The sequence below is a fragment of the Subdoligranulum sp. APC924/74 genome, assembly GCF_003324125.1.
GTDB classification, from domain to species: Bacteria; Bacillota; Clostridia; order Oscillospirales; family Ruminococcaceae; genus Gemmiger; species Gemmiger qucibialis.
In genome coordinates, this window is the sequence record NZ_PSQF01000007.1 from 46,122 (window position 1) to 58,618 (window position 12,497).

Genomic DNA, 12,497 nt, shown 5'->3' on the forward strand with positions numbered 1-12,497 from the left:
TTCTTTTTCAGAGTCTTTCTCTTAGCCCTTAACCGCACCAACCGTCAGACCGGAAATAAAGTACTTCTGGAAGAACGGATACGCGCACGCAATGGGAATGACGATAATGATTGCGATTGCCATACGAACGGATTCGGACGGCATCGAGTTACGGTACTGCTGCAGACTCAGACCTGCGCTAGGGTTATTGGCGATGTACTCCAGGTTCTTCATCATGTTGTTCAGCAGTGCCTGCAAGGATACCAGCTTGGAATCCGAAATATACAGGGCGGACTGGAACCAGTCATTCCAGTAGCCGAAGGTCAAAAACAGCGCAATTGTGGCAAAAACAGGCTTGGAGATGGGCACCACGATACGCCAGAAAATTTTCATCTGGGATGCGCCGTCAATCTTTGCCGACTCAATGATGGAATCCGGTACCGTTGTTCGGAAGAAGGTCTTGCAGATAATAACATTGAAGCTGCTCATCGCCAGCGGCAGAATCAGACACCAGATGGTGTTGTTCAAACGCAGCATATTGGCAACAACCACATAGTTTGCAACCATGCCGCCATTGAAAATCATCGGGATGAACACCATCCAAGTGAAGAAGCCTTTGAGTTTATAGTTCGGGCGGGAAAGCACATAGCCAATCATTGTGGTCAGCAGCACACCCAGCACCGTACCCATAACCGTGACCACCACGGAAATTATGAGTGAATTAAAAATCGTTCCGCGTTCATTCCAAAGGAACGTGTACGCCGCCGTGGAATATGTATCCGGGAAAAGCCTGTACCCGTACTTTGTGATAGAATCCGTGGAGGAAACGGAAATCATAAAGACGTAGAACACCGGAAACAGACAGACGAAGGAAAGCAGTACAAACAGAATGTTAAAGCAGGCATTCGTTGTCGGCTTAATCTGGTTTAAGCGGAACGCCGCACGAGCTTCCTCTTTTTCCAGCTTTTTTTCTTCGGCCTTTATCTTATGCTTTTCTGCCAGAGTCATTTGTGTGTTCTCCCTTCATCAAATAATCGCGCTTTCTTCATCAATCTTGGAAACGATGAAGTTGGCAACCAGAACGGTCGCGCAGCAGCATGCAGCCTGGAACAAACCTGCGGCAGCAGTTCTGCCGATTGTCACATTGCTCTGCAAAGCCTGGTAGACATAGGTGTCAAATGTGCTGGCAACGTTGTACAGTGAGTTGGGAACACCCTGCGTAACCTGATAGAACAAGCCGAAATCGGAATAGAAGATGTGGCCGACATTCAGAATGAACATCATAACGATGATGGGTTTCAGTGCCGGCAGTGTAATATATTTGGTCTGCTGCCACTTGGTCGCGCCGTCCAGCGTTGCCGCCTCGTACAGCGTACTGTCAATGCCGGTAATACTTGCAAGGTAGACAACCATATTATAGCCCATGGATTTCCAGACCTCCATGAAAGTCAAAATCAGCGGCCACCATTTTGGCTGAGAATACCACATGATTTTATCGCCGCCGAAAAACTGTATGATAGTGTTCATCAAGCCCTTGTCGGGGTTCAGGAAGGCGTAGACAAAGTAGCTGACAACAACCCACGAAAGGAAGTACGGGAAGAACATCATGGTCTGGTATGCTTTAGAAGCGATTCGGCTGTAAATCTGGTTAATCAGCACAGCCAATGTAACCGGAATTACAATGTTCAATACGATAAATAAGATGTTATATAACAGCGTATTGCGCAGCAGCATGGTAAAGGTGTTGCTGGTAAGAAAGAATTTGAAGTTATCAAATCCTGCCCAGTCACTGTGAAATAAGCTGTAAAGGAAACCCCTTCCCGGAGTGATCTTGAAATTCTTGAACGCAATAATCAGACCGAACATAGGCAGGTAGCAAAAGACCGCATACCAGATGGCTGCCGGAAGCCCCAGCAGTGTCAGCTCCGTGTCATCACTCGTCCAACGTTTGCGGCGTGGCTTCGTTGAAGTTGAAACTGCCGGCTTATCCTTTTTCATAGAATGTGCCCCTTTCTTTTGGCGAGCCAAGTGTTAACAGCCGCCAGCATTTCGTGCTAACTAAGCGTTAACTCCATAGTTAGCATTCGTTGCCATTTGTTAGTTAAATATTAACATTTACTTTTGTACCTGTCAATCGTCATTTTGCACAAATCGCGCACCGTTTCATTGTATTCGTGCATATCAACGGTTTTCGCATTGTTTTTTTTGTGCAAGATAGCCAACATTTTCAACATCAAACATTAGCAAAAGTTAACTTTTCGCGTTGCTTTTCTCTTATGATTGTGCTATACTTACTATAAACTCAAAAAGCGGAGGATTTCTTTCATGAGCAAACCAACCATGCAGGATATTGCTGATGCTCTTTCTGTTTCCAGAATCACCGTATGGAAAGCGCTAAGCAACCGTCCCGGCGTTTCGGATTCTATGCGTGCCCAAATCCATCAAAAAGCCACCGAGATGGGCTATTTCCACACTCCCTCTCAGGATACCACTGCGACCGTCTCTGCTCAACTGCCTCCCCACACACGCACCGTAGCGGTAGCCGTGTGCCGACCGGAGTCCTCTCTTTTCTGGATGCAGATTATCCATCAGATTGCCAAAGATCTTTCCGAGCATAATGTCAACCTCATGTACACATATCTTCCCACAAATTACAAAGCGGGCTATGTGTTGCCGGAGCCTTTGACAAACGGTACAGTAGATGGTGTCATTGTACTGAACACGTACTCTGCGCCCTTGCTGCGGCTGTTATCCTCTTTACCTATACCAAAGGTTTTTCTGGACACGGTTCCTTCTGTCCCCTATAACCAGTTACATGGGGATCTGCTCATTATTGAGGGTCGCGACCTTATCCGGCAGATTACAAGCAATCTGCTCCGTCATGGATGCCGAAAGCTCAGTTTCATAGGCGATGTAGAATATGCCCAGACAAACAAAGAACGCTACGAGGGATTTCTGGATGCGCTGCATGAGCATGGGATCATTCCAAACCCCAGTCTTTACCTTACCGGGTCATTGGGTCTTCGTACCCATTATGAGGAAATCAGTCACTTTCTGGACTTTTTGCCAACCATGCCGGACGGTATCGTCTGTGCCAGCGACTATATTGCTCATTTCATCCAGCGTTATCTTGAAGAAAAAGGGATAGACCCTGAAGGACGTATCGTACTGACGGGCTTTGACAACAACAGCGAATATTTGAACGTTGCCGACCGTATTACAACAGTCGATGTAAAGCCGAAAACCATCGGTTCTCGCTTGGCCGCCAAGATTCTTTTTGTGATAGAACACCCGAAAGCGGCGCCCGAAGTCAGTTACGTTTCTTCCGAAGTGCTTTACCGCGGCGTGCTGGCATCCGATCCAAAAGCTTCAAATCCTGACGAGTCTATTCTATAAAGCAATCAGCTACATGGTTTTTTCACCAAATAAATAGCAGGACATCCGCGGTTTTGAGGTGATCCCAAAAAGTCAGGGCCATATTTTGAAGTAAAAATTGTTCAAGTAGCCGAAAGGGCTTGTTGTCTGTGAATTGCAGGCGGCAAGCCCTTTCGTTTTGCTCTGATTCTGCGGTTGTTGTAGTAATCCAGATATTCGACGAGTTCCTGTTTGAAGTGCTCCATGGACTGAAATTTTTCCAGATATATAAGCAGATTGATATATGCCTACCGGCTGGCAGCTCTTGTCAGCCCCTGCATAGTCCGCAGAGAAGTATCCTGTGTAATATATAAAGTAATCTTCTTGTTTGTACAAAGTTTTTCCAACGGGTGCAGAAATAATGCCGCGCTTTCCATAATCTGTCCCCCCATGCAGAGCGTGTCCGGACAGAATGCTTCGATCTGCGGCTGCAATGCATCGCACAGCTGTTCACCAAAGCACCGGAAACAGGCTTTGGCCCGTTCGTCCCCGGCGGCGATGCGTTCAGCAAGCGCAAGACCATCCAGCGGCACACCCAGCATCTCGCCGGACAGCTTTTCCAGCCCCCGCCGGGAAATATAGTCGTCTACGCAGCTGTCCCGAAACGGTGCATTATAAAAATATCCGTTTGGCGGCACACCGGGTGTACCTTCTTCAGCCAGAAATCCGTTCACCCCAAATGCACTGCCGCAGCCGGTTCCCACTGCTACAAACAGAGCTCGCCCGGCTTGCGTCGCCTGACCAAAGGTCATTTCCCCCAACGCAAAGGCCGCTGCATCATTGATAAATTGAATCCTTTGCTCCGGCAAGCCGCTGATTTCGGAGAATGCTCGGCGCAGATTGCAGCCGTACAGTGCATCGTATTTGTCCAGTCCTTGTAAAAGGCAGATGCCGTTTTTATAGTCAAACGGTCCCGGAAACGCAAGATCAATTTCAATGGGAACAGCATTTTCCGGGCAGATACTGCTAAAAATCCAACCAAAGTTTTCAAGCAACGTTTGCCTGTCCGCGCCGGCCATTGCCGGGAAATGGCGGACAGGTGCCAGAAAATTTCCTCTTTTATCCAGAGGCGCAGCCTTGATTTCCGTACCGCCCACATCCAGACACAGATACACTTCCTGCATTTTATCTCCCCCGGTTGATTTCAATATTAAAACTGCTCCGGCTTGCCGGATAATAGCTTTCGCTGTATTCCACCGCAATACCGTTCTGGCTATAGCCGGTCGAGACAATATAGACTGTCGGTTCAAAAGGCGACAGTTTAAGCTCTGCCGCGACCTCTGCCGGGGGCATACGCACATCCAGTCGCTGAGAGGTTCGCATGACGGTCAGCCCGCGACTGTCCAGCATTTCGTAAAAGGATGCATCCGTAAAGTTTTGTTCTTCCATTTCCGGGAAAAGGCGTACCGGCACATACACCGTTGTATACACAATGGGGCAACCGTTATACATACCTTCCAGCCAGCGCAGCCGAACCATCCGGGTCACGCGTTCCCCCTCGGCAAGACCCAGTGCCTTGGCGGCAAGCTTGCCCGGTTTTTCTTTTTGCAGCGCCAGCACGCTGGTGTGCAGGTGGTTGTGCCGTTCCCGGCTTTCTTCCTGATAGCCGATCACGAACCGCGTGGATTCGTGCTGTATTTTTGGTTCTGTCACATAGGTGCCGCTTCCCTTGACCCTTGTCAGGCGTCCTTCCTGTTCAAGCAGGTTCAGCGCCTGACGAACCGTGGGGCGGCTTACCCCCATAGAAACAGACAGCTCGTTTTCTGTGGGAATGCGGGTGTTCGGCGGGTATTCCCCATTCTGTATCCGATTCCTTAACTGCTGTACAATCTGAAGATATCGCGGCTGCGACATACTATATCTAACCTCCCTGCTGATGTGCTGTTTCCGGCGTTCTCCGCGCAAAAATATTGTCACAGCGCAGATTTATACCACACAGAACTTCTGAATCAAGTATACCATGCAGACGGCAACTTGTAAAGATGTAATTACTAATTTTAATTTTATTCAGAAATGTATTGACATTTGTCCCGCTTCCGTGTATGTTGATTATATCGTACAAAATATCCGAAAGCAGGTGCCTTTTATGCCGAATCCCTCTACTTACCCTTACCGGCGCTTCCCCACCATACAGGTCGGTGCCGCCGACCATGCTGCACGGGGAACCGATGCCGTAAAACAGGAACTGCACGCCCTGTGTGCAGGCAGCAGCAAAACCGTTGTGACGGTTGAATGCTACCCCGGTACCGATCAAGCGGAGATCCTTGCGCTGTTCCCGCACGCTGAACTTATCATTCATGCAGATGATCTGGCAATCCAACCCGCTGAGCTGGATGCAAAAATCGAACACGAACTGACGGACGACCCTGTGTTCGGCATCATGACCACCTGGCAGATGAAAAATTTTTACCCGGAAGAAGCACTGTGTGCCGCCCGGGGAAAAATTGATGCCGTAACGGATGGTCTGGTACTGGTTTACGGTGTCGGTGCCTCTCTTGTGGAACGTGCAGACATCACCATCTATGCGGACATTACGCGGTGGGAAATTCAGCTCCGTTTCCGCAAAGGGCAGGACAACTGGCATACAGCCATGCATGACCTGCCGCAGCGCGCAAAATATAAGCGCGGCTATTTTGCCGAATGGCGCTGGGGCGACCGGATCAAGGACAAACTGCTGCCGGTTTTTGACTATTATCTCGATACCACATCAGCCGGCAACCCTGCCATTGTGCCGGGTACCGCTTACCGTGATGCACTATCCAAAGCTGCGGCGCAGCCGTTCCGCATGGTGCCTTACTTTGACCCGGGCGTTTGGGGCGGCGACTGGATGAAAACGCATTTTGACCTGCCCGAAAACGGCAGCAACTATGCTTGGAGCTTTGACGGCGTTCCGGAGGAAAACAGCCTGCTGCTGGATTTCGGTTCCTGTGTTGTGGAAACACCGGCGCTCAACCTTGTCTATGCGCACCCGCGTGAGCTTCTGGGTGACTGTGTTCATGCACGCTTCGGCAAGGAATTTCCCATTCGTTTTGATATGCTGGACACCATGCACGGGCAGAACCTTTCGCTTCAGGTTCACCCCCTGACCGAATACATTCAGAGCCATTTCCATATGCACTATACACAGGATGAGAGCTACTATCTTCTGGATGCTGCCGGCGAAGCCCCTTGCGTCTATCTGGGCATTAAAGCCGGTACAAAGCCGGAAGAAATGATCGACGCCCTGCAGACGGCCCAGAACGGCGGCAAGCCTTTCCCGGCAGAAAAATTTGTCAACAAGATTCCCGTCAAGAAGCATGACCATGTGCTGATTCCGGCCGGCACTGTGCATTGTTCCGGTGCAGATACCATGGTGCTGGAAATCAGCGCTACACCCTATATTTTCACATTCAAGCTGTGGGACTGGGGTCGTGTTGACCTTGACGGCAAACCGCGCCCCATCCACCTTGAACATGGTGCAGCCAACATCCAATGGTACCGTAATACCGAATGGGTTCACAGAAACCTTGTCAACGCAGTGGCAGAAGTTTATACCGGCGAAAACGGAACGGTTGTGCGCACCGGTCTGCATGAACGGGAGTTTCTGGACACATTCCGCTTTACAACATCTTCTACCCTGCCGGTACATCGCAACGTCAGTGTGCATATGCTGAACCTGGTTGATGGTACGCGGGCGGTTCTGCGCAGCAAAAGCGATGCGTTCCCTCCTCTGGAGCTGCACTATGCCGAAACCTGTATTGTTCCTCAGGCAGCCGGCGATTATGAAATTTCCAGCCCGGACGGCAGCGAGGTCAAGGTCATTCTTGCCTGTGTTCGCAACTGAGTTATCCTATATGCTGCTGGCTGCCAATCAGGACAGCGGCTGCATCACCTGCTTCCGCCGGGATGAAAAGACGGGACGTCTGAAACCGGAAAAAGCGGGAATCTCCTGCCCTGTACCGGTATGCATTGTGGCACATCCGGTGTAGAATCGCCGGCATTTTATCAATCTCAAAAGTCTGTGGCTTTCCCCCGAAAACCGCAAATCAAATATTAGGAGGTATTTATCATGGCACATTCCATCAAGACGGTCTATGTTGTCCATCATTCCCACACGGACATAGGCTACACGGATCTGCAGGAACGCGTTATTGCAATTCAGGTCAACTATATCAAAACCGTGCTGTCCATGATGCGTCAGCCGGAATATGCTGACTTCCGCTGGAACTGCGAAACGCTGTACTGCGTAGAGGAGTTCTGGAAACAGGCCAGTGAGGACGACCGCGCTGACTTTGCCCGTTTTGTCAAGGAAGGCAAAATCGGTATTTCGGCCAACTATCTGAACTTCAATGATCTTGTCAATGCGGATGTATTCGGCAAGCGTCTGGCCAAATGGCAGGACAAGCTGCAACCGTTCGGCACAAAAATTCACACAGCCATGGCAGCCGATGTCAATGGATTCTCCATGGGCTACCGTGACGCCATGATTGAAAACGGTGTGGAGTTCTTCTTCACGAATGTTCACTGCCACCACGGTATGTATCCGCTGTACCAGAACCAGAATGCTTTCTTCTGGGAAAACGCTTCCGGACAGCGGCTGCTGGTCTGGAACGGCGAACATTATAATCTGGGCAATGTGCTGGGGCTTCAGCCCAACCACGCTGTCAACTGGATGATGCGCAACCGTCTGGGTGAAGATGCCGACGCCGGCACTTCCTTCTCGGATCAGCTGCATACAAATCTTGACAAGTATCTGACCGAATGTGAAACCGAGGGCTATTCGTATGATTTCATCGTAACCGCAGTGTCCGGTGTTTTCAGCGATAATGCGCCGCCGTCTGCCGAGATTATGGAAACCATCCGTGCTTATAATGAAAAGTACGGTCAGGAAGTCCGCGTTGAGATGGTTTCGCTGCAGGAACTGTACGCTGCCATCGCGCCGAAACTTACGGATGCACCTGTTTACCGCGGTGACTGGACGGACTGGTGGGCCAATGGTGTCGGCAGTACCCCTTATGCGGTCAAGCACTACAAGGATGCCGACCACCGTTGGCAGCTTGCAAACCGTCTGGACCCGGATGCAGAAGCACGCTATCCGGCATTGTCCGAAACCGTGCAGGACAACTTGATGCTGTATGCAGAGCATACATGGGGACATTCTTCCACCATCACTAACCCATATGACACGATGGTGCTGAACCTGGATATGCGTAAGAACAGCTACGCATCCAAGGCGCATGAAGCCGCCTCCCTTATGCTTTGCTCCATTGCCGAGAAGAAAGGCGATATGCTCCGCTACTACAACACCACCGGTGCTGTGCGTGCGGTAGGCGTCAGCCACACGAGCCAACCCCAGCTGATCGAGTTTTATATTGAAACTCTTGCACTTGAAGATGTTGAGGTGCGTGATTTGGCAGGAAACCTGTACACCTGCCAGGTATCCCCTCACCCGCGCGGACGCAAAATCAGCTTTATTGATACGCTGTCTTACGGCGAAGAAAAAGAATACATCTACACTGCCCGTCACAAAGCTCCGGAAACGCTGAATACACGTCACTGCTATATGGGCGCTGAAGAAGTACGGGATATTGTGAATGACTACGACCCGGTGACGTACCGCCTGCCGTATGAAGTGGAAAACAAATTCTTCCGCATCTGCTATAAGCCGGGCGATGGCATCACTTCGTTTGTGGATAAGCGCACTGGAACCGAAATGGCCGGCACTGCCATTCCATTCTTCACGCCGGTGTACCAGCGTACGCCTCTGCATCAGGAGGTGCCGTTCTCTTCTTACGAGGAGCGCCGCGCACTGGGTCGCAATATTCGCGGCAAACACGCAGAAACGCACATCGGAAAACTGATGGAAATCACCTGCATGGAACATGGTCCTGTGTTCACCCAGTTGCGTCTGCATTACAGCCTTGCCGGTACAGTAAAAGCTGATGTTCTGCTGAAACTGTATGAAGCAATTCCCCGCATTGACTTTACCCTGGAACTTGGCAAGACAATTTCGGACGAAGTGGAGAGTGTTTTCCTGTCGCTTGATCTGAACCGTCCCGGCAACGGAACCGTGCTTCGCAAGGGTGCGCGTGAGGCTTTCCGCCCCGGCATTGACCAGCTGCCCGGCACCTGCATGGAATTCTATATGTCGGATGACGGCGCGGCACGCCTTTCCCCCGAAGGCGGCGTGTTGATTGCAGCCAGAGATGTTCCCATGTTCTATACCGGCGAGATGCAGCATCACCCCATCCGCCTGTGCGACGGCGCAGCAGAAAACAATGCCCGCCCGCTGTATTCCTGGGTCATGAACAACAACTGGGAAACAAACTTCAAGATGGATTTGTCCGGATTCTGCCAGTATGACTATTCGCTCTGGCTGACCGATATTTCCGACCCCGAACAGGCCATGGACGAGCTGCATGAACAACTGTTTGATCCCTATGTCCTGATCGTGCGCTGAGCAGACCGTGACCGGCTGCAAATTGTAAATCTGTTCTCAATATTGCATCCCGAAATAACTCATTGCGTCCTTCCTAATTTTATTTATGTGTATCTCGAAATGCAAATGTGAGCCTGTTGCCCTTCCTGTATGCCCGACATAGCCAATGACCTGCCCGGCCTGCACCTGCTGACCGGTAGTTACACAGATGGACGAACAGTGTGCATACAAAGTTTCCAGCCCTCCGCCGTGATCGATTTGGATGTAATAGCCGTAGCTGCCGCCCCAGCTGTCAAGGCCATTGGCAACAGTGACCACGCCATCTGCGGCGGCGAGAATCGGCGTACCCTCGGCACAGGCAATGTCGGTGCCGGTGTGGGAGCTTACCTCGCCGGTGATGGGGTCCACGCGGTGACCAAATTGAGAAGTAATCGTACCCGCGACAGGCAGCGGCCATTGCAGGGTGCCTGTCGGGATGCGGGTGCTGTCCGGGTTCATAAGTTCTCCACCGCCCTGTGCAAAACCGCCGAGCAATTCTGCCCACAGTTCCTCATACTGTGGGTCTTGCAGGAGTTGCAGATAGGTGTTCTGGCGGGTGGTGAAATGATAATCTGCCGCCATCTCGTCGGGTGTTTTGTGGGTCAGTTCGATTACGAGGACAGTTTCGGTGATTTCTGTGGTAGTCGGGTTGCCGTCCTCATCGGTAGTTTCTATTGTGGTAGTCTCCGGGTGGGTGGAACAATCCACCGCATTCATCGCCCACATAGTTTCCCGCAGTTTATCTACCTGCTCCTCTGTCAGTGCCGCAACGGGTGTGCCTTGTTCATTTCCTGAAACATACGAAGAAAAGACCGCCAGGACATCTTGCCAACGAATGTAGTACACGTCATCGTTGGCTGTAATGTCTTGGCGGTCATGCTGTACGGTGTCGGAGATTTCTTCCAGCCTGTCGCGGTATTCTGCTGTCAGTGTTTCTACTGCCTGTTGCACGGTAATTGTGTCGGCGTTGGGGGCATTGGCGGCAAAAAAGATGCCATAGGCCGAGCCGGACACAAAGGCCACAAGGCTGATGACAATAATAATACTGAGTGCCACGCTAATCCCTGCAGCAATGGCCGCGACAAGACTGTGCAGGCCGACAAGAAAATGCCGTATTGCCGAGCGCACCGCCACAGCCGTCTTGCAGGTGCTGCTGGCGGCTTTCTGGATAGCAAGCTGCACTTGACGGGTACGGGTCTGCATTTGTGCTTGGGTTGTTATGCTCCGCACAGTTTCATTTGCGGCGGTTCGCAGTTGGCGCTGACCTTGGGTCACACCACGAATATCTCGTGGCGCGGTCTTGGCGGTGACGACTTTTTCTTTCGCCCGCTGGCGGGGCAAATCTGCCCCACGGCGCGGGTGCCGCTCTGCATCGGACAGCGTGCTGCACTCGACTTGTTTGGGGCTGACACCGCGCTCATTGGCGGTGTGGACGCGGATGGTTTCGGTTTGCTCGGCGGAACGGCGTTCCCGGTATTTTTCTATCTGTTTGCGGGCAATCTTGCGCCCTTGCTGCACGGTGAAATCTGTGTTTTGCTTGATGACCGAATAGGATGTATCGGTTACCACCGAGCTGGTATCTTGCGCAGTTGTATAATCACCGTCTCCCTGCGTAGAAGTGCTTTCTCGCAGCATGGTTCGGCTTTTCTCCTTGGCCTCCGCCCACGCCTTTTTCAGCGCAGCTTTCGGGATTTCCCCGGTTGCATTGCTTCTCGGCATATGCGCGGTTGGCTTTTCTTTAATATCTTTCATGGCATCACCCCACGTCATAAATTATTCAAATTGAATTTCAAAATCGTTCAAACAGCTTTTAAATTCTACACACAAGTCGCCGCTATAATAAGTCTCGTAATCAAAACAAACGCGGGAAGCATCCCGCACACCACTGCGCCTTAGACCATGCCAGAGCAATCGCTCGGTCAAGGCCAGACAACAAATTGGGCTAAAGGGCCATTACATATAAAAAAGCAATGCTGTATCTTCCGATTCTGGACGATACAGCATTTTCTTTGCAATTATGAAAAGATGTTGCTATAATAGAATCATCTCTTTGAAACGCGAGGTTTCTCCCATGAATTTATATATCAGTGCCGCCGAGTATGACTACCACACCCTGCTGAAAGTGGCCGAGATGGCAGGGCTTGCCGGAATCATCGGCTTTCATGAAGCTGGGGACGGCTATCTGGTGACCTTCCCGCAGGGGGAAAATGTTCAGGCTCTGATAGATGACTATAAGGGACGGCTGCGGGATTTGGAAAACAATATTTGGCAGCATTAAAATAGGTCTATAAATTTGAAAAATGAAAGGGGCGAACAAACTCCGTAATGAAAAAATATCCATGTCCTTGTTGTGGATTTCTTACCTACAATGTCCCGGCAGATGAAGATTGTGGGTATATTTGTCCCGTTTGCTTTTGGGAGAATGACCCGTTCATCACTTCTGATAACGAGCCAAGCGACTCCAATCATGGAATAACACTAAAAGAAGCAAAATCCAATTTCTTGCAATTCGGTGCTTGTGTAAAAGAAATGCTACGCTATGTTCGACCACCGAGAGATGACGAAAAGGAAATATCATAGCGTCGAATTCAAGTTTGTAGCACCCCTGTGGACCGCTTCGGTGGTCCTCTATTTTTGTATTGCATGG

At 50.6% G+C, this 12,497-nt stretch carries 11 protein-coding genes and 1 pseudogene; 6 read left to right on the forward strand and 6 right to left on the reverse strand.

The window, feature by feature from the left end; genetic code table 11:
* Positions 1-21 precede the first annotated feature (21 nt).
* Both C4885_RS03900 and C4885_RS03905 read right to left on the reverse strand, forming a co-directional pair.
* A complete protein-coding gene (locus tag C4885_RS03900; RefSeq protein ID WP_113999101.1) occupies positions 22-987 on the reverse strand; it encodes a carbohydrate ABC transporter permease in 966 nt (321 codons plus the stop codon).
* A gap of 18 nt (positions 988-1,005) precedes the next feature.
* Entirely contained in the window at positions 1,006-1,977 is a 972-nt protein-coding gene (locus C4885_RS03905) for a sugar ABC transporter permease (RefSeq protein WP_113999102.1), read from the reverse strand.
* A gap of 327 nt (positions 1,978-2,304) precedes the next feature.
* Here C4885_RS03905 and C4885_RS03910 point away from each other — a divergent pair, with 327 nt between their 5' ends.
* Positions 2,305-3,375, forward strand: coding sequence for a LacI family DNA-binding transcriptional regulator (locus C4885_RS03910; protein WP_113999103.1), 1,071 nt, complete (start codon positions 2,305-2,307; stop codon positions 3,373-3,375).
* 101 nt (positions 3,376-3,476) lie between these two features.
* On the opposite strand, the pseudogene C4885_RS03915 reads toward C4885_RS03910, so the two are convergent.
* The 3 genes and pseudogenes from C4885_RS03915 to C4885_RS03925 form a co-directional block, all read right to left on the reverse strand.
* Positions 3,477-3,626: pseudogene (locus C4885_RS03915) on the reverse strand (IS3 family transposase); the annotation flags it as partial.
* 15 nt (positions 3,627-3,641) lie between these two features.
* Positions 3,642-4,517, reverse strand: coding sequence for an ROK family protein (locus tag C4885_RS03920; RefSeq protein WP_113999105.1), 876 nt, complete (start codon positions 4,515-4,517; stop codon positions 3,642-3,644).
* Between the two features lies 1 nt (position 4,518).
* Positions 4,519-5,247, reverse strand: coding sequence for a GntR family transcriptional regulator (locus C4885_RS03925; RefSeq protein ID WP_113999106.1), 729 nt, complete (start codon positions 5,245-5,247; stop codon positions 4,519-4,521).
* A gap of 232 nt (positions 5,248-5,479) precedes the next feature.
* Between C4885_RS03925 and C4885_RS03930 the strand changes: the two genes are divergently transcribed.
* From C4885_RS03930 to C4885_RS03940, 3 genes are all read left to right on the forward strand, one after another.
* On the forward strand, positions 5,480-7,216 hold the full coding sequence (locus C4885_RS03930; RefSeq protein ID WP_113999107.1) for a class I mannose-6-phosphate isomerase: 1,737 nt from the start codon (positions 5,480-5,482) through the stop codon (positions 7,214-7,216).
* 10 nt (positions 7,217-7,226) lie between these two features.
* Complete coding sequence (locus tag C4885_RS17285) at positions 7,227-7,361, forward strand: beta-propeller fold lactonase family protein (protein ID WP_158538799.1); 135 nt, start codon at positions 7,227-7,229, stop codon at positions 7,359-7,361.
* Between the two features lie 80 nt (positions 7,362-7,441).
* Positions 7,442-9,832, forward strand: coding sequence for a hypothetical protein (locus C4885_RS03940; RefSeq protein ID WP_113999109.1), 2,391 nt, complete (start codon positions 7,442-7,444; stop codon positions 9,830-9,832).
* A 36-nt stretch (positions 9,833-9,868) separates the two neighbouring features.
* On the opposite strand, the gene C4885_RS16950 is transcribed toward C4885_RS03940, so the two are convergent.
* A complete protein-coding gene (locus C4885_RS16950; RefSeq protein ID WP_242979474.1) occupies positions 9,869-11,602 on the reverse strand; it encodes a M23 family metallopeptidase in 1,734 nt (577 codons plus the stop codon).
* A gap of 319 nt (positions 11,603-11,921) precedes the next feature.
* On the opposite strand from C4885_RS16950, the gene C4885_RS03950 reads away from it, so the two are divergent.
* A complete protein-coding gene (locus C4885_RS03950) occupies positions 11,922-12,128 on the forward strand; it encodes a hypothetical protein (RefSeq protein ID WP_078785333.1) in 207 nt (68 codons plus the stop codon).
* A gap of 47 nt (positions 12,129-12,175) precedes the next feature.
* The gene (locus tag C4885_RS03955; protein ID WP_078785334.1) at positions 12,176-12,430 is read left to right on the forward strand and encodes a CPCC family cysteine-rich protein; all 255 of its coding nucleotides are present in this window, start codon (positions 12,176-12,178) and stop codon (positions 12,428-12,430) included.
* The last annotated feature ends 67 nt before the right edge of the window (positions 12,431-12,497 follow it).